The organism is Corallococcus sp. AB011P (genome assembly GCF_003611605.1).
Taxonomy (GTDB): Bacteria; Myxococcota; Myxococcia; order Myxococcales; family Myxococcaceae; genus Corallococcus; species Corallococcus coralloides.
Genome location: NZ_RAVX01000006.1, coordinates 62223 through 81289, shown reverse-complemented (window position 1 = coordinate 81289; position 19067 = coordinate 62223). Strand labels below are relative to the sequence as shown.

The following is a 19067-nucleotide window of genomic DNA, read 5'->3' as shown; positions in this document are numbered from 1 at the left end:
GCGCTGATGACGAAGACGGTGTGGGGCGCGGCGCTGGTGGCTGGCGTGGCCGGGTGCTCGGGCAAGCCGGAGGCGAAGGCCGCACCGCCGCCGCGAGAGGTGCAGGTGGTGGCGCTGGCGCCGCACGAGGTGCGGGACACCGGGGAGTACCTGGGCTCGCTGCTGTCGCGGCAGAGCGTGTCGGTGCTGCCGCAGGTGAACGGCTACATCCGCAAGATTCTGGTGAAGCCCGGCCAGAAGGTGGAGGCCGGCGCGCCGCTGATTGAAGTGGACGCGCGCCAGGAGACCGCGGCGCTGGACAGCGCCCAGGCCCAGCAGAGCTCCTCCGCGGTGGAGCTGGAGCTGGCGAAGCGCACGCTCGCGCGCACCGAGTCCCTCAACCGCGAGGGACTGGCCAGCGTGCAGGAGCTGGAGCGCGCCCAGGCGGCGGTGAAGGCGGCGGAGGCGGCGGCGCGCGCGGCGGGCGCGAACGTGGCCCAGCGCCAGGTGCAGCTGCAGTTCCACGTGGTGCGCGCGCCGTTCGCGGGCACCATGGGCGACGTGCTGGTGCGCGTGGGTGACTTCGTGAGCGCCACCACGACGCTCACGACGGTGGCCCAGGCGGACGCGCTGGAGGTCAGCGTGTCGGTGCCGTCGTTCCGCGCGCGGTCGCTCAAGCCGGACACCCAGCTGGAGCTGTTGGATCAACAGGGCAGGGTCATCCTCTCCAGCACGGTCTTCTACGTGGCGCCGCAGACGGACCCTCGCACGCAGCTGGTGGAGGTGAAGGCCGCCTTCCGCAACACGGTGGGCCTGCGCCCCAGTGAGCTGCTGCGGGCGCGGCTGGTGTACTCCACGCGGGACGCGCTCCAGATTCCGGCGCTCGCGGTGGTGCGCCAGAGCGGCCAGCCCTTCGCCATGGTGGTGGAGACGAAGGACGGCAAGACGCAGGTGGAGCGCCGCCCGGTGGCCCTGGGCCAGCTGGGCGACATGTCCTACGTGGTCGAGGGCGGCCTGAAGCAGGGCGACCTCGTCGCGGTGTCGTCGCTGCACATGCTGCGCGACGGAATGCCCGTCATCCCCAAGCAGGTCACCGTGAACACCGGCGAATCCTCCCAGCCGCCCCGCACCGCGTCGGGTGGCGGCGGCACCACCGGCGGCAGCCGCTAGCAGGCACGTCTAAGAGAGGCGCCACACCGTGTTCGTCGACTTCTTCATCCGCAGGCCTGTCTTCGCCATCGTCTGCTCCATCATCCTGACGCTGGTGGGCGTCATCGCCATCCCGACGCTGCCCATCGCGCAGTACCCGGACCTGGCGCCGCCGCAAGTCACCGTCACCAGCACCTACGTCGGCGCCAGCGCCGAGGTGGTGGAGTCCGCCGTCACCATCCCGTTGGAGCAGGAGCTCAACGGCGTGGAGGACATGCGCTACATCACCTCCACCAGCAGCAACGACGGCACCAGCACCATCACCGTCACCTTCGCCCCCACGCGCAACATCGAGGTGGCGGCGGTGGACGTGCAGAACCGCGTGAGCCGCGCCGCGGCCCGCCTGCCCGCCCAGGTGAACCAGACGGGCATCGTGGTGAACAAGGCCTCCAGCCAGATGCTGCTGACGGTGGGTCTGTCCTCCCCGGACAACCGCTACGACGCGAAGTTCCTCTCCAACTACGCGGACGTGAACCTCAAGGACGCCATCAAGCGCGTGCGCGGCGTGGGCGAGGTGCGCATCTTCGGTGAGCGCAAGTTCTCCATGCGCCTGTGGTTGGATCCATCCGAGCTGGCGCGCCGGAACATGACGCCGCAGGACGTGGTGCGCGCGCTCCAGGAGCAGAACCTCCAGGTGGCCGCGGGCCAGGTGGGCCAGCCGCCGTCCAGCGACGAGCAGCCGTATCAGATCGCCGTGCGCGCCCGGGGCCGCCTGGTGGAGCCGGAGGAGTTCGGCGACATCGTGCTCATGCGCAACAACGACGGCCGCGCCGTCACGGTGAAGGACGTGGGCCGCGTGGAGCTGGGCGCGGAGAACTACGGCACCCTCTTGCGCTTCAACGGCCGCACCGGCGTGGGCCTGGCCATCTTCCAGCTGCCCACCGCCAACGCGCTGGACGTGCGCGACGGCGTCATCAAGGAGCTGGACCGCCTGTCGCAGGCCTTCCCGCCGGGCCTGGAGTACCGCACCGGCACGGACACCACGCTGGCGGTGCGCGCCTCCGTCAACGAGGTGATCCACACCCTCATTGAAGCCATCGCGCTCGTCATCCTGGTCATCTTCCTGTTCCTGCACGGGTGGCGCAGCGTCCTCATCACGGCGCTCACCCTGCCGGTGTCGCTGGTGGGCACGTTCGCGTTCGTCTACATGATGGGCTTCTCCATCAACACGCTCACCCTCTTCGGCCTCACGCTGGCCACGGGCCTCGTGGTGGACGACGCCATCGTGGTCATCGAGAACATCGAGCGCCTGATGGCGGAGCGTGGGCTCAACGCGTTCCAGGCGGCGCGCGAAGGCATGAAGGAGGTGGCCGGCGCGGTGGTGGCCATCTCCGTGGTGCTGGTGGCGGTGTTCATCCCGGTGGCCCTCTTCCCGGGCACCACGGGCTCCATCTACCGGCAGTTCGCGCTCACCATCGCCGCGTCGGTGGCCCTGTCCACCTTCTGCGCGCTGACGCTCACGCCCGCCCTGTCCGCGCGGCTGCTCAAGCACCACCACGGCCCCAAGTGGGTGTTCTTCCGCAAGGTGGACCAGGTGCTGGACTGGACGCGTGACACCTACGGCAAGGGGCTGCGCAAGCTGCTCGCGCACCCGATCATCGTGCTGGTGGCGTTCCTCGCCTGCATCGGCGCCACGGTGATGCTGTTCCGCTCGGCGCCCACGGGCTTCATCCCGGATGAGGACCAGGGCTACGTCATCATCTCCGTGCAGGGGCCGGAGGGCATGGCCCTCAGCCAGACGGAGAAGGTGCTCCAGGAGGTGGAGGCGGTGCTCAAGGCCCAGCCGGAGGTGAACGTGATGTTCGCCATCGGTGGCTTCTCCCCCAGCGGCAACGGCTCCAACTACGCCACCGTCTTCACGGCCCTCAAGCCGTGGGAGGAGCGCACGGGGAAGGACCAGTCCGTGGCCGCGCTGGTGGAGCGGCTGCGCGGGCCGCTGGGCAAGATTGGCAGCGCGCGCGTCATCCCCTTCCAGCCCCCCGCCATCCGCGGCGTGGGCAGTGTCGGCGGCTTCCAGTTCATCGTGGAGGACGTCGCCGGCAACCACTCGCTGGAGGACCTGGCCAACGCCACGCAGGAGATGGTGCAGAAGGGCAACGAGGAGGGCCGCCTGCGCGGCGTCTACACCCCCTTCAACGCCAACACGCCCATCCTGGACGTGGAGGTGGACCGCCAGAAGGCCAAGGCGCTGGGCGTGCCCATCGAGCAGATCTTCGGCGTGATGCAGCTCTACATGGGCAGCCAGTACGTCAACGACTTCAACTACGCCAGCCGCACCTACCGCGTGTACGTCCAGGCCGAGCAGCAGTTCCGCGACAGCCCCCAGGACATCAACTCGTTCTACGCGCGCACGGAAGCCGGGGACATGATTCCGCTGGAGTCGCTGGTGAAGGTGACGCCCATCGTCTCCGCGCAGGTCATCAAGCACTACAACCTGTTCCGCTCCGTGGAGATCAACGGCCAGGGCGCGCCCGGCGTGTCGTCCGGCCAGGCGCTGGAGGCCATGGAGCAGGTGGCCCAGGCGGCGCTGCCCCAGGGCATGTCCTCCGAGTGGACGGGCATCAGCCTGGAGCAGAAGGAGTCCGGCGGGCAGACGATGATCATCTTCGCCCTGGGCATCCTCTTCGTGTTCCTGGTGCTGGCGGCGCAGTACGAGTCCTTCAGCCTCCCGTTCGTCATCATCCTGTCGGTGCCGCTGGCCATCATGGGCGCGCTGGGGTTGCAGGTGGCGCGCGGCTTCGCCAACGACGTGTTCTGCCAGGTGGGTCTGGTGATGCTGGTGGGCCTGTCCTCCAAGAACGCCATCCTCATCGTGGAGTTCGCGGAGCAGCTGCGCGAACAGGGCAAGAGCGCGCTGGACGCGGTGGTGACGGCGGCGGAAGTGCGCCTGCGCCCGATTCTCATGACGTCCATCGCGTTCCTCCTGGGCGTGGTGCCGCTGATGACGGCGTCCGGCGCGGGCGCGGCGGCGCGCAACTCGCTGGGCACCGCGGTGTTCGGCGGCATGCTGGTGTCCACCATCGTCAACCTCATCTTCATCCCGGGCCTCTACGTCCTCATGCAGAAGGTGCGTGGGGACGCGAAGCGGTCCAGCGGTGAGGAGGAGACACCCACGCCGCACGAGCCCGCTCCGGCCCACGCGCCGTGAGCTGACCCGGCAGGACAGCGCTTCAAGAACAGACCGCCCTCCCCTTCGAAGTTCGCGAAGAGGAGGGCGGTGGTGTTTTCAGGGGACTGCCGCGCGCGTCAGATTTCGTGGGCGGTCTGCTCGTACACGAGGACGTGGCGGGACTCGGGCAGCAGGATGATGTTGAGCGTGCGCCAGTTGTCGCCGTTGGGGCCGGTGCTGAACTCGCGGAAGTAGCTCTTCACCTGCGCGTTCGCGGCGCTCTCGCCGTAGGTGTCGAGGATGGCCTGGTGCAGCGGCTGGAACTGCAGGTACATCCGCGACAGGAACGCCGCGTAGGTGTACGTGCCCGGGGACGGGTCGTTGCGGTAGCCCTTGTACTCGCTGCGCGCCAGCACCGCCGCCGCCGCCGCGTCCAGCGAGGCGTGCGTCGAGTACGGCCACGCGAAGTCATACCGGTCCAGGAACGAGTACATGTCCTCGCGGTACGCGTTGGCCCCGCCGAGCACCGCGTTGAGGGTTCCGTCGAGGGGGAACGCCGCCAGCGTCACCGGGGCATTGGCCGGCGCCGGAGAGGGGTTCGCCACGCACGCGCCGCCCACGCAGGAGGCCTGGAGGCGGTAGTTCTTGGCCAGGCCGTTGCTCCAGCCCACCACCACCAGGTACTCGCCCGCCTGATTGAAGGTCGCGAGCGGAAGCTTGCTCAGCTCGCCGTAGCCGGAGTCGTCGTCCCCGTAGAGCGGCCAGTAGCCGTAGCCGTACTGCGTCTTGGGGCCGTACACGTACAGGCCGGTGTCCACGCCCATGCCGGTGCCCAGGTGCGTCACCTCCAGCGCCACCTGCGTGTGCGCCGGGACGGTGAGCTTGTAGCCCTCGTAGTTCGCGGACGTGCCGGTGTTCCCCGTCACCGCGCTGCCCACGGAGAGGTTGCCCGCGATGTACAGGTAGCTGTCGAACGGAGCGGGCGGAGCCGGCACCAGCGACTGCGTCGCCGTCGTCACCGTGTCGCCGCCCTCGGGGGCCGGGGTCTGCTCCGGCTGGCCGCCACAGGCGCCCATCAGGCCCACCGCGGACATGCCCAGCACCGCGCTTCGCACTGCCATTCCACACTTCATCGCGTCCACCTTCTCAAGGAGGGCGGGGGGACCCGCCCTGGGAGTGAAACGCCTCCCTGTGACAGCTCGAAGTCTGGAACTCAAGTAACAGATGGAACACAGGCGCCCCTGGTGGAACGTGCGATAGGGGCTCCTGCCTTGGCGTCTTGGAGCCACCCCTTCGAGCCCGTGGTCGAAGCGGTGGCCGCGAGCGACTTGCACCTGCACGTCAACCGGATGCCGAGCGACACTCCGCGTGCGCACGAGCGCGTCCTCTTCGATATCCTCGAGAGGTTCCATGCGTCGTTCCGGGCGCGGGGGATGTACCTGGAGCCAGTACCGAGGACGGACAAGGAGCGCTTGGGATGATGAATGGCCCCTGGAGTTGGCTGCGACTGGCGGGACTGCTGCTCGCGGTGGGCTGCGCCTCATCGCCCGCCCCCATCCCCCCACCCCGCCCGACCGCGCCTCCGGCTCCCGCGGTCGTGGCCCCCCCACGTCCCTCCCTCCAGGCATACCGGCTCCTGCCGGACGGAACGTCCTCCCCGTGGGGTCTGCTGCCGGCGGGTGATGCCGCCCCCCAGCCGCTTCCCGACGGAGACTGGTACGCCGAGCCTCTGGAGCCCGTGAGGACACCGGACCAGGCCCAGGCGCTGGCCGCCGTGCTGCGCGAATACCGCGTCCCCGGTCTCTCCTTCGGGGAGCAGGGCCCCCCCGCCCCAGCCCTGCTCGCGCTCCTCGTCGAGGGCACCTCCGTCGTATCGCTCCATCTCTCCGACACCGCGTTCGGCGATGAGCACCTCGCCGCCCTGAGGAACGCGGCACGGCTGAAGGCCCTGCACCTCGACGGGACACGGGTAACCGATGCGGGGCTCGCCTCTCTCCAGGGAATGCCACACCTGGCCATCCTGCGGCTGGATGCCACCACGGTGTCCGACCGGGGGCTGGTTCTCCTCGCCTCGCTGACGACGCTGCGCCGGCTCTCGCTCAGCGGCACGTCGGTGAGCCCGCGGGGGCTCGGCCTGCTCGCGGCACAGACGGAGCTGGAGTGGCTGGATCTCTCGGACACCACGGCCGATGACACGGTCCTTGCGTCCCTGCCCGGGGACCGCTTGCGCACACTCGTCATGAGCGGCACCCACGTCACGAATGCCGGCCTCGGCGCCCTGAGGAGAATGCCGGCCCTGAGCTGGCTGGGCCTGGCGCGGACGGCCGTCTCGGACTCAGGCCTGGCACACGTCGCAGGGCTGCGCATGCTGGACGCGCTCCACCTGGGAAGCACCGGGGTGACGGATGCGGGGCTCGTCCACCTGGCGCGGTTGCCGGTGCTACGGGTGCTGGTGCTCAGCAAGACACGCATCCGCGGCCCAGGGGGTCGTCACCTTGCCGGGCTCACACGGCTGGAGGTTCTCCATCTCGACGACACCCCGTTCGGGAACGCGGCGCTGCGCCACCTGCGAGGCCTCCACCACCTGCGCGACCTGGAGCTGTCGCGCACGGCAGTCACCGGGAGCGGCCTCCCGGCGCTGGCCGGCCACCAGGCGCTCGAGAGCCTCGGGCTCTCGGGTCTCGCGCTGGAGGACGCGTCGCTCGCGTCGCTGGAGCCCCTGGAGCGGCTCTCCCGGCTCGACCTCAGTGCCACGCGCATCGGCCCCGATGCATTGAAGCAGCTCGGCTCGCGCATGGTCCTGCGGCACCTGGATTTGAGCCGGACCGGCTTCAACGACGGGTGGGTGGCCACCCTTCAGACCTTTTCCCGGCTCCAGTCGCTCCGCGCCATCCGCACGCTCCTCACGGACCTGGGGCTTGGCCAGCTCTCCGAGTTGCGGGAGCTGGAGTCACTCCAGGTCTCGGGGACCCCCATCAGCGGCTCGGGGTTGGTGCCGCTCCAGAAGCTCCCCCACCTCGTCATGCTCGACCTGGGAGGCACCTGGCTGAACGACGACGGGGCGCGGATGCTCGCGGGCTTCGAGAAGCTCTCCTGGTTGAGCCTCGCCGGCACCCGCATCGGGGACGAGGCGCTCGTTCACCTCCCGGGCTCCCTGCTCACGTTGTACCTGCTGCGCACGAAGGTCACGGACGCCGGCATGCCCGTGCTCCACCGGCTTCCCCTCCTTCGTGAGCTCGACCTGCGCGAGACGGCTGTCTCCGAGGCCGCGCGGGCCACGCTGGTGCGCGAGCATGGCCTCCGGCTGATGTCTTCCCCATGACGGTGGAACCCCCAGGCCAAGAGTGGCCAGGGGGCTACCGTCCGCACAGGGGCCAGGGCGTGCCGCTGGAGCAGCCCCTTGCAGCGCATCCCTGCTCGCCAGCCAGCACGCCCTCCTCCCCCAGGGAGCCGACGCCCAAGAGGTCTAAGAGGAGTGCGCCCTAGAAGCTGGCGGTGACGGTGATGCTGCCGCCGGCGGCCGGGGTGGTGACGGTGTTGTTGCTACCGCCCTGCCAGACGACGTTGCCGCTGCCGTCGCGCTTGAGGCACTTCCACTGCACCGGGGTATTCGCGGGCAGCGCGTAGGTGCCGCGCCAGGTGGGGTACGCGGTGGGGCTGAGAATCTTCGTGGTGGTGGGGCTCCACGAGTCGAGCGCCGCGACGCTGCCGGCGACGTAGACGTTCTGGCCCATCACGGTCGTGCCGTTGTTGCACACGAACTCCACGTTGGCGGTGGTGCCGGTGGGGGGCGTGCCGGTGGTCCACACGGTGTAGTCCGTGCCGGAGGCGGCCTGCGTCCAGCCGGTGCCGGGGGTCCAGGAGCCGCTGCCCAGCTTCACCGCCACCTTGCCGCCGATGATGGCCGCGTACAGGCCGCTCTCCGCGCGCTGGATGCTGACGGTGGATTCAGACGTGAGGCCCGCGTTCTTGCGGATGTCCATCAGCGTCTTGATGGAGCTGCCCAGGCCCCAGTTGAAGTAGTGCGCCCAGTAGACGGTGGGGATGCCCGGGTGGGTGAGCACGTAGGCGTAGCCCGTCATCACCTTGGTGCACGGCACCGGCCAGTGGTTCTGCCCGTTGCCGCACGTCTCGCTGGGGCCGGTGTCGTGGTTGTCCACGAAGGTGACGTGGCGGCTGGCCCACCAGCCGATGCCGCCCGCGGGCTTGCCGTCGGACGCCTTCAGGCGCGTGTAGTTGTTGTTGGTGAGCGCGTCGTTGAGCAGGCCCTTGGTGGCGAAGTCGAACGCGGCGCAGGTGCCCGTGGTCGCGTCCACCCAGTTGGTGATCTGCTGCTTCCAGTTGTTGGGGTTGTTCGCGTCGAAGTAGTTCGTGGGCCAGAACTCACCCACGCAGAACCACGGGTCCGTCGCGGTGACGTACTCCTTCACGTAGCTGCCCGCGAAGCCCTTCACGAAGTCGAACCTCCAGCCCGCGAAGCCCACGCCCTTCAGGCGGGTGCCCATCCACGTCTTCAGGTCCGCGCGCACGTTCGTCTGCGAGTGGTCCAGGTCGCGCGCCGCGGCGTAGCCCTCGCCGCTGTCCGCGTTGCCGCAGGCGCTGGTCCATTCATCCCCCGCGGCCACCGCGCTGCAACCGCTCCAGGTGGGGTTGGTGAAGTCCGCCCAGTTGGCGGTGCCCACGCGGTGGTTCACCACGATGTCCGCGATGGGCTTCACGCCCTGCGCGTTGAGCGCGGCCAGCGCCTGGGTGAGCTCCGCTTCCGTGCCGTAGCTGGAGTTGAGCACGTTGAGCTGCCGGGGCAGGTAGCCCTGCGTGGACGCCGCGTCGGACGGCGGCGGCAGCCAGATCATCGTGAAGCCCGCGGCCTTCACCGCGGCCGCGTTGTTCTTCACCGTGTTCCACCACCCGCCCGCGCTGGCGGAGTTCCAGTGGAAGCCCTGGATCATCACGTCGGTGCTGGCGCCATCCAGCGGCCTGGCCACGGCGGGCGCGGCGGCGAACAGGCCAGCCGTGGAGACGACCAGCAGTCGGGTCTTCAACGTCATCGGGGGACCTCGGGGTTGTGGGGGAAAGCGCGGGCAAGCTAGTCCCGGCTTCCGACACGGACCAGGACTCCCCGTCGAAGGGGCCCTCCTACCCGGTGCATCCGAGCGGACGGCGCGGTGCGTCGCGCTGTGCAGGACGCCAGAGGTGTCTAGAATCCCACCCTCCCCTGTCCTCCCCTGTAGGTGTCGCCCTTGATTGAACAAGAGACCGCCCTTCCGGCCACCGCTCCCGCCGAGGAACCGCGCTGGGCCTGGCCCCCGCTGTTCGGCCTCTTGGAGGTGCAGTTCGGCGCCGCGGTGGGCTACCTCCAGACGGCGGTGCCGTACTGGCTGGCGAAGGACGGGATGCCGCTGGCGGAGATTGGCGTGCTGTCCGGCACGGCGTTCTCTCCGCACGCGTGGAAGCTGTTGTGGGTGCCGCTCATCGACCTGGGGCCGTGGCGCCGCGTCTGGTACGGAGTGAGCACGCTGCTCACCGCGCTGCTGCTCCTGGCGTGCGCGATGTTCCCGGAGCCCGCGAAGCACCTGGGCGTCTTCACGCTGATGCTCACCGCGTTGCAGGCGGCGGCGACGACGGCGCACGCGGCGCTCAACGGGCTGATGGCCACGACGTCCAAGCCGTCCGACAAGGGGCGCACGGGCGGCTGGCAGATGGCGGGCAACGTGGGCTCCACCGCGATGATGGGCGCGCTGGCCATCTTCCTGGCGACCCAGTTCTCCCGGCAGGTGGCGGGCATCGTGCTGGCCACGCTGGTGCTGGCGAGCGGCGCGGGCATCTTCTGGATCACCGAGCGGCATGACCCCTCCGCCGTGCCCACCGGGCCGCTGTTCAAGGCGGCGGTGGACCGGGTGAAGAGCATCGTGATGGACCTGGTGAAGACGGCCTTCAGCCGCGACGGGATCATCATGCTGGTGCTCTGCCTGGCGCCGGTGAGCTGCGGCGCGCTCAGCAACCTCTTCAGCGCGATGGCGGGCGCGTACCAGGTGCCGGAGCATACGGTGGAGATGGTGAACGGTCCGGGCATGGCCGTCACCGGCGCGGTGGGCTCACTGATGGGCGGCTGGCTGTCGGACCGGATGAACCGCAAGCTCGCGTACGCGCTGATGGGCGGAGCCACCGCGATGGCCGCGTTCGCCATGGCGGCGGGGCCCATGACGACGGACACGTACATCTGGGGTTCGCTCGCGTACAGCTTCGCGAACGGCGCGGGCTTCGCGGCCTTCGCCGGCATGGTGCTGGAGATGGTGAACGACGGCGCGGCGGTGACGACGAAGTACTCGCTCTTCGTCGCGGCCTCCAACTTCGCCATCAGCTACACGACGGCGCTGGACGGGCACGCGTCGGAGTTCCGCGGCATCGGCACGCGCGCCACCATCGCGGCGGACGGGCTGATTACGCTGGTGGGCATCAGCATCGTGGCGCTCATCTTCGTGCTCTTCCTGCGCAAGAAGCCCGCCGCGGCCCCCGCCACCGCGTGAGCGCCATGGCCCCTGCGTCCGTCGAGGTCGTCCCCTACCGGCCGGAGCTGCGCGAGCACTTCGCGCGGCTCAACCGGCAGTGGATTGAAAAGGACTTCCGCATCGAGGGCTCGGACGAGGCCTCGTTCGCGGACCCTCATGGGATGTTCGTGGCGCCGGGGGGCGAGGTGTTCTTCGCGCTCGTGGACGGACAGGTGCTGGGCACGTGCGCGCTGAGGCGCGAGGACGCGGACACGTTCGAGCTGTGCAAGATGGCGGTGGCCCCGGAGGCGCGGGGCCGCGACCTGGGCGACGCGCTGATGCGGGCCGCGCTGGCCACGGCCCGTGAGCGTGGCGCGAAGCGGATGGTCCTGGTGACGAACAGCGCGCTGGGGCCCGCGCTGGGCCTGTACCGCAAGCACGGCTTCGTCACCACGCGCACGGGCCCGGAGATTGCCCACGAGACGGGCTACTCGCGCGCGGACGTGGAGATGGCCGTCACGCTCTGACGGCAGGCGGGCTGACACGTCAGACTCCGTGCCTGCCACGTCAGGGTCGTGGGGAAGGCCCACCGCTTCGCCGGTCCGCCCGAATGGTTCCAGCCAGTTGGGGTTCGAACATCCTTGGCATTCAGGATGCACCGCAGGGCCGCACCCCTGCGAGCCAGCCTCACGGGGAACCTCACCCAAGCCAAGGTGGACACCCATGACCCAGTACAATGATTTGTTCTTCCGTGTGAACACCGGTGACACCGGTGAGCGCAACTTCGGGAACGAGTCGACGAACACGATTGCCTATCAATCGCCGGACATCATCCCCCAGGGCATCTCCCCCACGCTCAATCCGGCGGAGTTCTTCGCCGGGAACTACAGCTCGGATGTGGGGCAGAACCTGATCGAGAGCGGCGACAACTACATCTACCTGCGCGCCAAGAACCTGGCGGGTGAATCCCGGTCCGGAAGCGTGTCGCTGTATGCCGTTCCGGCGAGTCTGCTCTTGTATCCCTACCTGTGGGCGGACAATGAGTTGCAGACCAGCGACAAGAACGTCGACAACGGGACCAAGAACATCATCAAGGCAGACAGCGGCAAGATCGCCGTGACGGACAACCCGTTCGTCTGGAGGGCCCCCACCCCTGACCACTACTGCCTCATCTCCCGGGTCTCGAACACGACGCACCCGAACCCTGTTCCCACCGCTGCCGTGGGCAACATGGACCAGCTGACGGAGTTCATCCTGGACAACCCGGGGTTCGGCTGGCGGAACGTCACCATCGTGGATGCCAACAAGCCGGACTACACCACCAAGGGCATCAACTTCGATCAGGGCTCTGCCTCGGCGATGGTGACCTTCGACATCAAGTGCGTGAACGTCCCCGCGGGGGCGAGCGTCGCCTTCTCGGCGGGGACTCCGGGGCCTTCGCCTCTCATCAGCCTGGGGAAGACGACGGTGCCCGAGACGCTTCCGGACCAGAGTGGCAACCGCAACTGGCACACGGGGATCGACTGCCTCGTGCCGGCCAACTACAAGACGACCATCGACTATTCGTATTGGTCCAACAACCACGCCCCGCTCCCGGGGATGTCCATCACGGTCCGGGTCCTCCCGTTCGTCTCTTCCGACCACCGGCTCTACGGCCGGCTCTTCACGCCGGAGCAGCTGGGGATGACTCCCGAGCGGAGCAAGGCGCTGGCGGGCAAGCGCGGCATCGTGCTCGGCTCCCACACCACCGTCTTCCGCTGAGCGGCACAGCACGCCTGGAGAAGTGAAAGCGGCCACCGGCTCTTGAGAGCCGGTGGCCGTTTCGTTGATGCCGCTGGGCTTCAGCGCTTCGTTACGCGGGCCTCACCCAGGACCATGGACCAGTTGTTCATGACCTCCGTGGGCTGGATTGCGCCGTAGGTCTGGCTCTGCATGGACGTCTTCGTGTTGAGGTGGCTGCTCATGTAGATGAGCCGGCTCATGGCGGGCCCCGGCTGCTGGTTTCCCTGGAGCGCGTCCTTGAACCGCGCGCCGAGATAGCCCGGAGGAATGCTCTGGTAGTTCAGCCGGACCCGGATGGAGGCCCACGAAGGAATCTCAGACAAGGGAACCTGGTACACCAGCGTGTCCTCACCCTCGGCCTCCTGGGGATGGCTGTCGCTGGGGTAGTCCGGATCACTCTCAATGCCAGGCTGGGTTCCCTGGACCTCGCTCAGGGGCATGGTGATCTGCGCCAGTTGGTAGAGGTCCAGGCCCAGTTGAAGCTCGCTGCCCTTGCGCAGGCTCGGCGGCTTCCAGCCCGCGGGGAGGATCCGGTTGTCCTTCAGGTCCTTGAACTGCTGGAGCTCCAGGCTGGTGACCTTCTTCACGTCGTCCATGACGCGGGTCTCGTAGATCTGGACCTGATCCTGCCGCTGGAGGGTCTGGTAGTGCGGCTGGAGCTTGCCGGGGTCGGACGAGAACTCGCTGGTGAGGATGTTGTCGCCACTGGCATTGCAGGGGCCATTGCAGATGGCGCCTTGCGCGTTGGGTTGTCCCGACGCCCAGAGCGCCTTGCCGGATGCGTCCAGGACCTCGAACTGGATGAAGGCCCGGCGGAAGCCCGCGCCGCTGGGGAACTTGTGACCCGCGTTGTTGCTGAGGGTGACGGGGACGCTCAGCATGCCGTTGTCCGTGGACATGTTCCCCAGGGAGATCTGCACGGCGGGGAGCCGCGGATTGTAGGAGCCCTGGGCCGTGCTGTACGCGAGGTCCAGGATGGACTGCTCGGCGTTGAGCAGGTTCTGCGCGACCACGTAGTTCCGCCTGGCATCCGTCAGCGGTGCGACGGTGCCATCCGGGAAGCGCAGCGCGAGGAAGAGGTCATCCAGGAGGAGCACTTCGCCACTCCGGCCGGTGAAGCCCAGCTCCAGCCGCCGGGTGTCCGCGCCCAGGGCCATGTTCGCCTGACGCGCCTGCCACCTCGACTGTCCCGGGTCGACCGCGAGCGGAGGGGTCGTGGACGCCAGGGCTCCCTGCGCGTTGAAGGTGCGCACGACGAGTTCGCCGCACGAGAGCTGGTCGCACCAGGCGGTGGCGCCCCAGAGGAGGGTCGTCTTGCCACCGCCCTTCTGGAGGGCGTCCTGGTAGCGGCTGAGGTCGATGCTCAGCGTCGCGCTGCCCTCCTTGAGCTGGAAGAAGTAGCGGCCGTGGCTCGGGTGGATGGAGCGGCCCTGTTCGCCCGGGAGCTTCTGCACGGCGGCGATGGCGCTCTGCTCGCTCCAGCCCTTCGTGTTGCCATCCTCGGCGCCCGGATTGGGGACGAGGTTGGGCGTGCGGTTCAGGATGTCAGGGGATTGGAGGTAGGGCGGGATGCGTGAGTCCGGCGACAGGTAGAAGTCCAGCCCGAGCACGTCCGGGAACTGCTGGAACATCTCGTGGACGAACAGGTTGATGCCCAGCAGCGTGTGCCGGTTGTACTCGCGCGCCACCGGGGGCGGGCTGCCCTGGTAGAACGGGTCCAGGTCGTCATTGTACTGCGCCACGTACACGCGGTTGTCGTGGGGGGATGACGGCGAGGTGAGCGGCATGTGGCAGCCCTGGCACGTCGTCTTGGAGTCGGGGTAGCCGCTGTTGAGCCACTCGAAGTAGGTGGTCTGCTCATAGGCGAGCGCGACGCAGGGGTCCTTCGTGAAGTTGCCGTTGGCGTCGAAGGTCGTCTGGCTGGCGTCGCAGCTCGCGGGGCGCTCGTAGCCTTCGCTCGCTTCGGAGATGCGCATGCCAGGCCTGTAGTTGGTGGGGACCTTGGGGAGGATGACGACGTGGCAGGCGCCGCAGACCATGGAGTCGCGCAGGTAGCTGTGTCCGTCCACATGTGCCGCGGTCTCCAGGCTCACCCCCGCCGCGGCCATGGGCTTCGCGTTGAGGCCGAAGTCAGGCCCGAGGATGGCGCCGGGGTGCAGGTTCATGGACGAGGTGAAGGGGAAGGACGGCGGCGTGAGCGTCTTCTTCTCCTCCGCGCTGACCAGCCGGTCCGACACGGTGGCGCCAAAGAGGTCTCCGTCGGAGCCATAGAAGAAGCTGTAGTCGGCGCCATTCCAGGGCTGGCCCTCCTTCGGTGCCATGGAATGACAGACGGCGCAGGAGAGTCCGTCCCGGGCCAGCGCGCCGTAGGTCGCGTATTGCGAACCCGCCTCGGGGGTCGAGGGGAACGGGTTCTTGTAGGGCGCTCCCTCTGGCGTCGCGTAGAGGGTGAAGTGGTCGAACGGGGCGTTGTTGGCCAGGGCCTGGCGCTCCGCCAGGGGGGAATGGCATCGCAGACAGAGCTGGTCCACCTGATAGGGCTGGTGCGGAGACAGCGAACGGGTCGTCTCCACCTGGGCGAGGAAGACAGGGTCCCTGCCCGCCAGCGCCTTGATGGAGGCGCTCCAGTCTCCGAACGGGGACCAGTTGGCGGTCAGGTTCATGGGGTCCCCGCCGCTCGGCCAGAGGCTGTTGACCGTGGGCTGCTGCCAGAACGCCATCTCCGGCAGGTCGCTCTTCTGGGCCTTCCAATCCGAGTCATGGCAGGACTGGCACACCAGGGAGGAGTTGAACTCCTGGCTGCCGAGGTTCAGCCCGTTGTGCGCGATGTCCAGGTTCCGGGGCGGCAGCTTGACCAGGTCGCCGCGCTGGATCCTGGGCAGCTGAACGCCCAGCTGCGTCGAGTAGAACTTCAGGAAGGCCTGGGCCTCGTCGCTGGACTCGGCGAGGGGCGTGAGCAGGGCGTTGCCTCGCGGGAACACGGGATAGGGAGGCGGGACGAGACCATCCCCTCCGCTGCCGCTCGTGGCCAGGACCGCGGGCTTCGGCTCCCAGCTCCGCACGACCACCGCGGCCGCGATGGCGAGCACGGCGCCCGCCGCGACAATCACATGACGCTGATACCTCGTCTTCATGGGTTCACCTCGGTGGAATGGGGGCGGAGAAGCTGCGCTGGGGGCGCGGCGGGAGCGGGCAAGGCCTCCCACCGGTTCTTCCAGAAGGGGGCCTGGGGCCACCGCTGTTCCTGGCGGTAGTAGGCCGCGCGGGTGCGTTGATGGTCCTGGAACCGCGTGTTCAGCGTGGACTCGTAGTCCTGGAGCGCGTCCGCGTCGCCGCGCAGGCAGCGCTCCAGCGCGTCGGCGGCCAGGAGCGCGGAGTCCAACGCCTTGGTGATGCCCTGGGAGGACAGCGGATCATAGGTGCAGGCCGCGTCGCCCACGGCGAGCCACTGTTCTCCCCGCGGCCGGTCCAACTGTCCGACGAGCACGGGCACCGCGACGAGCGCCTCGCCGGCGAAATCACAGACGTCCAGCCGCGCCCGGGTCGCCGGCGCCTGCCTCAGCAGGTTCATCCAGGAAGCGGGCGTGGCCCAGCGCAAGCCGCGCAAGGAGTCGCCATCGCCGACGAGCGCGACGACGACCCGCCCCCTCGGCAGCAGCGCCGAGTACCACCAGCCCTCCGGGCAGGCCTCCACCAGCGCGTGGGTGGGGAAGGCCGCGTCGCCCGGAAGCTGGAAGGCGCCATACACGGCGAAGCAGCGGTCGCTCACGAGCCGCCGCGCGCCGCGTGCCGAGGCGAAGGTGGCCTTGCCGCCCGTGGCGTCCACGACGAAGCGTGCCCGCAGCGTGCTGGGGTCTGCTGCCTCATGGGCCAGGCGGAGCCGGTAGCCGTTGCGCCCCAGGGACTCCGAATCCACCAGGGTCGTCGCTCGCTGCACCCGGGCGCCTTGCCGGAAGGCTTCGAGGCTCAGCCGTTCGTCGAAGCGCGCCCGGTCCAGATGCCAGGCGGAGCCCCAGGGGGACATCATCGTGTCATGGAAGCCCGGCTCCGCCCGGCCCCAGCATGACGACGTGCCTCGGGAGGCGAGGTGTCCGTCGCGCAGGAAGCCATCCCAGACCCCCAACCGTGACAGCGCCAGGCGGACGTCCGGTGGCAGGGTCTCTCCCAGCCGGGGGGCGTCGTAGGTGGTTCGTTCGACCAGGGTGACGGAGAGCGACGGCGCCTTCCTTCTCAAGGCCACGGCCATGGCCGCGCCCGCGGGGCCGCCGCCGATGACGGCCACGTCGCAGGAGTCCTCGCTCACGAGTTGGCCACCTTGGCGAGGGCCGGTTCCTCTTGGCCCGTGGCGGGCGCGTACGTCCGCTCCACCTCGATGAACGTGGGCGCGGGCGGATTTCCTGGCGCGGCCTCAGGGCCCTGCAAGGAGGCGGGGGCATCCGACCGCTTGAGGACGAAGCCCAGCTCCTTCCAGTGGAAGACCATGTCCTCGTCCGTGTCGAAGTTGATGTCCGTCGGGCGCGTCCAGTAGTCCTGGTGCCATTGCTGGTCGTCTCCCAGGTAGCTCACGAAGTAGGGCCGCTGAGCGGGCCACCACCAGAGCGACGTTCCCTGGACGGTCTGGTTGGAGCACTCGTTGAAGTCGGCCTGCCAGGGCAGCGCCATGTACTTGCTGGCATCCCCCGGCTCCAGGCCCAGCCCGTCGTGCGGATTGATGCTCCACTGGAGCGGCTGGCCGTTGGGCCTGTCGCGGTGCTTGAAGCGGAAGCCCGCGGCCGGGTCCTCCTGGAAGAAGTTCGCGTCCCGGGCAATCCACGTCATCTCGATGCCCGGGCAGAACGCGCCGCCCACGCAGTTCTCCAGCACGGCGCGGTCCAACCGCGCTCCCTCCGACGAGGGGGACGCGGGGGGCGAGTGGTCGACCTTGCCCGCGCTGTATTGCTGGAGGAGGAAGTACTGGGTCCGCGTGAGGCTCAGGAACTTCCGGGGGATGACGTCGGAGATGGGGTTGTCGCCCGCCATCTTCGGCATGAGGTCCGGCGTCGGCGCGTTGACGTCCTCGGGGTTCCGGATTCGCTGAAGGAAGCGGGGGCCCAGGTTGCCGCCCTGGATGGCGTCGTGTCTGCCATTGCCCTGCGGGCCCACGTCAGCGACCCACTGATAGGCGGCGGGGCGGCTCAGGATGGGAAGGAGGTCCGCCTGGAAGTTGGGCGCGTAGTCCTGCTGGAACTGCCCGTTCTGGTAGAGCCCGGGGACGAGCCCCCGCTGGGTGACGAAGGTGTCGAAGAGCGTGTCGTAGAGCGTGATGACGTTGAGGATCTGCGGCGCGTACCCGGGGGGCCCCACCACCACCCACGCGGGGAACTCCACCGCGTGCTCCGAGTCGTCATCCATGATCAGCGTCGCGGTGACGGGCCCGTCGGAGATGTCATCCCACCAGAAGGTGTTGTTGGCGTACGTGTCCAGCCGGGGCTGGGGGTAGGCGTTCATGTCGATGAACCCCTTCGCGGCGGCCTTCTGCTCGGTCGAGAGCCCCAGGTTGGGGTCCATGAGGACGGAGTCCACGGCGGCGTCGAACGCCTCCTGGGTGTCGTAGCCGATGTCCGCGATGGCCTTCAGCGCGACGAGGATGTCCTGCGCCTTATCGTGCAGGCATTTGACGCCTTCCAGCGTGTGGTGCCGCGCCCAGCTCTCCAGCAGTCCACTCGTGATGTCGTAGCGGACCGACACGCCGGACCTGCCGTAGCCGCCCACCGCGTGGAGGTAGCCCCGGGCATCCGTGACGAGCTTCCCCAGGGTGGTGATGTCGCTGCCTTCGGGGAGGAGCCGCGAAGGGCGGGCCGACGCCGCGAGCAGCTCACACTCCACGGTGGTGGGGCAGCCCGCGTTGCCCCGGCAGGCGACGGTGCGCGGCCCCGCATCGAGGATGAGCGCGTTGCGATCAGCCCCCACGGTGCGCGGATTGCGCAGCGGGTGGTCGACGGCGTAGGTGCCGTCCGCGCCCTGTTGCTGCCGGAACTCGTACCAGGCGGACTTCTTGTTGGCCAGGTGGACCGTCCAGCGGATGTCTTTGATTCCGCCTTCACCCGGCTGGACCCTGCGCCCGTTCGAGCCGGGCGAGTCATAGGCGTGGATTTGAAAGCGCGCCGCCTGTCTGCGCACCGCCATGCTGGCGTCGCGAAACCGGGTCACGCTGCCGCCCCCCACCTCCAGCGGCAGTCCTCCTGCCTCCTCGGGGCCCAGGTAATAGTCCTCGCTGTCTCCGACGCGGGCCACGCCGATGGCCGGGTGAATCTTGTAGGTCGTGCTCATGCCTTTGCTCCTCGCGGTGGAGGAGGAGCTGATGCAAGACACACTCCCAGCCGGGCAACCTCCGGAATTCCAGGGACCACGAGCTTTTACAGACAGAGGCCATCTTCCGCCGTGCCGGACGTGGCCCGTGACGCGTCAATCATTGCCCCTGACGTGTCAGCCCCCCTTCGGGTCAAAAAAGAAGCGCCGCG

12 protein-coding genes are annotated in these 19067 nt (G+C 68.8%); 7 read left to right on the top strand and 5 right to left on the bottom strand.

Annotated features, from left to right (window positions below; genetic code table 11):
- Window positions 1–6: 6 nt before the first annotated feature.
- Together D7X30_RS18440 and D7X30_RS18435 are read left to right on the top strand one after the other, a co-directional pair.
- Window positions 7–1149 (top strand): efflux RND transporter periplasmic adaptor subunit, encoded by a 1143-nt coding sequence (locus D7X30_RS18440; protein WP_199724405.1) that lies wholly within the window; start codon window positions 7–9, stop codon window positions 1147–1149.
- A gap of 28 nt (window positions 1150–1177) precedes the next feature.
- Entirely contained in the window at window positions 1178–4336 is a 3159-nt protein-coding gene (locus D7X30_RS18435) for an efflux RND transporter permease subunit (RefSeq protein ID WP_120564258.1), read from the top strand.
- A gap of 98 nt (window positions 4337–4434) precedes the next feature.
- On the opposite strand, the gene D7X30_RS18430 is transcribed toward D7X30_RS18435, so the two are convergent.
- Entirely contained in the window at window positions 4435–5418 is a 984-nt protein-coding gene (locus tag D7X30_RS18430) for a hypothetical protein (protein ID WP_120564257.1), read from the bottom strand.
- A 150-nt stretch (window positions 5419–5568) separates the two neighbouring features.
- On the opposite strand from D7X30_RS18430, the gene D7X30_RS18425 reads away from it, so the two are divergent.
- Window positions 5569–5778, top strand: coding sequence for a hypothetical protein (locus tag D7X30_RS18425; protein ID WP_120564256.1), 210 nt, complete (start codon window positions 5569–5571; stop codon window positions 5776–5778).
- Window positions 5775–7619 carry a hypothetical protein gene (locus D7X30_RS18420; RefSeq protein ID WP_233591641.1) on the top strand — a complete coding sequence of 615 codons (1845 nt, stop codon included), beginning with the start codon at window positions 5775–5777 and terminating at the stop codon, window positions 7617–7619. The genes D7X30_RS18425 and D7X30_RS18420 overlap by 4 nt, the downstream gene beginning before the upstream one ends.
- A 160-nt stretch (window positions 7620–7779) precedes the next feature.
- Here the strand turns inward: D7X30_RS18420 and D7X30_RS18415 are convergent, their stop codons facing one another.
- Window positions 7780–9345, bottom strand: coding sequence for a glucan 1,4-alpha-maltotetraohydrolase domain-containing protein (locus D7X30_RS18415; protein ID WP_120564255.1), 1566 nt, complete (start codon window positions 9343–9345; stop codon window positions 7780–7782).
- A gap of 192 nt (window positions 9346–9537) precedes the next feature.
- On the opposite strand from D7X30_RS18415, the gene D7X30_RS18410 reads away from it, so the two are divergent.
- The 3 genes from D7X30_RS18410 to D7X30_RS18400 all read left to right on the top strand — a co-directional run bounded on the left by D7X30_RS18410 (window position 9538) and on the right by D7X30_RS18400 (window position 12546).
- On the top strand, window positions 9538–10824 hold the full coding sequence (locus D7X30_RS18410; protein ID WP_120564489.1) for an MFS transporter: 1287 nt from the start codon (window positions 9538–9540) through the stop codon (window positions 10822–10824).
- A gap of 5 nt (window positions 10825–10829) precedes the next feature.
- Window positions 10830–11312, top strand: a complete 483-nt coding sequence (locus D7X30_RS18405) for a GNAT family N-acetyltransferase (protein WP_120564254.1) — start codon at window positions 10830–10832, stop codon at window positions 11310–11312.
- 196 nt (window positions 11313–11508) lie between these two features.
- Window positions 11509–12546: a hypothetical protein gene (locus tag D7X30_RS18400; RefSeq protein ID WP_120564253.1), complete on the top strand. Its 1038-nt coding sequence runs from the start codon at window positions 11509–11511 to the stop codon at window positions 12544–12546.
- An 80-nt stretch (window positions 12547–12626) separates the two neighbouring features.
- Here D7X30_RS18400 and D7X30_RS18395 read toward each other — a convergent pair whose 3' ends face one another.
- The 3 genes from D7X30_RS18395 to D7X30_RS18385 are packed head-to-tail and all read right to left on the bottom strand — an operon-like array spanning window position 12627 to window position 18876.
- Window positions 12627–15701 (bottom strand): hypothetical protein, encoded by a 3075-nt coding sequence (locus D7X30_RS18395; RefSeq protein ID WP_147443236.1) that lies wholly within the window; start codon window positions 15699–15701, stop codon window positions 12627–12629.
- The gene (locus D7X30_RS18390) at window positions 15698–16870 is read right to left on the bottom strand and encodes a tryptophan 7-halogenase (protein ID WP_120564251.1); all 1173 of its coding nucleotides are present in this window, start codon (window positions 16868–16870) and stop codon (window positions 15698–15700) included. The genes D7X30_RS18395 and D7X30_RS18390 overlap by 4 nt, the downstream gene beginning before the upstream one ends.
- Window positions 16867–18876, bottom strand: coding sequence for a LodA/GoxA family CTQ-dependent oxidase (locus D7X30_RS18385; RefSeq protein ID WP_120564250.1), 2010 nt, complete (start codon window positions 18874–18876; stop codon window positions 16867–16869). Before D7X30_RS18385 ends, D7X30_RS18390 begins: the two co-directional genes overlap by 4 nt.
- Between the last annotated feature and the right edge of the window lie 191 nt (window positions 18877–19067).

Coding starts and splice junctions, on each gene's coding strand:
- D7X30_RS18440 (WP_199724405.1), top strand. CDS start 7: ATGACGAAGACGGTGTGGGGCGCGGCGCTGGTGGCTGGCGTGGCCGGG.
- D7X30_RS18430 (WP_120564257.1), bottom strand. CDS start 5,418: ATGGCAGTGCGAAGCGCGGTGCTGGGCATGTCCGCGGTGGGCCTGATG.
- D7X30_RS18420 (WP_233591641.1), top strand. CDS start 5,775: ATGATGAATGGCCCCTGGAGTTGGCTGCGACTGGCGGGACTGCTGCTC.
- D7X30_RS18415 (WP_120564255.1), bottom strand. CDS start 9,345: ATGACGTTGAAGACCCGACTGCTGGTCGTCTCCACGGCTGGCCTGTTC.
- D7X30_RS18405 (WP_120564254.1), top strand. CDS start 10,830: ATGGCCCCTGCGTCCGTCGAGGTCGTCCCCTACCGGCCGGAGCTGCGC.
- D7X30_RS18400 (WP_120564253.1), top strand. CDS start 11,509: ATGACCCAGTACAATGATTTGTTCTTCCGTGTGAACACCGGTGACACC.
- D7X30_RS18395 (WP_147443236.1), bottom strand. CDS start 15,701: ATGAAGACGAGGTATCAGCGTCATGTGATTGTCGCGGCGGGCGCCGTG.
- D7X30_RS18385 (WP_120564250.1), bottom strand. CDS start 18,876: ATGAGCACGACCTACAAGATTCACCCGGCCATCGGCGTGGCCCGCGTC.